The organism is Streptomyces sp. URMC 126, from assembly GCF_051386555.1.
Classification (GTDB): Bacteria; Actinomycetota; Actinomycetes; order Streptomycetales; family Streptomycetaceae; genus Streptomyces.
The window spans coordinates 1-248 of the sequence record NZ_JBPQTX010001156.1 but is presented as its reverse complement, the minus strand read 5'-3'; the positions used below and the strand labels follow the sequence as shown (position 1 = coordinate 248).

1 protein-coding gene is annotated in these 248 nt (G+C 63.3%); it reads right to left on the bottom strand.

Translation table 11 applies throughout. The features are described from left to right. Positions 1-248, bottom strand: a 248-nt coding sequence (locus ACSNOK_RS35480; protein WP_436784794.1) for a beta-ketoacyl synthase N-terminal-like domain-containing protein, incomplete at both ends; no start/stop codon positions are given.

Genomic DNA, 248 nt, shown 5'->3' with positions numbered 1-248 from the left:
TGCTGCGGATCCATCGCCACCGCCTCACGCGGACTCACACCAAAAAACTCCGCGTCGAACTCCCCCGCGTCGTAAAGAAAACCCCCCTCACCCGAAACACTCTTCCCCACCGCATCCGGATCCGGATCGACCAAATCCACCGGCCAACCCCGATCCGCCGGAAACACCCCCACCGCGTCCCCACCGGATACCAACAACTCCCAGAACTCGCCCGGAGACGACACACCACCCGGGAAACGACACCCCAT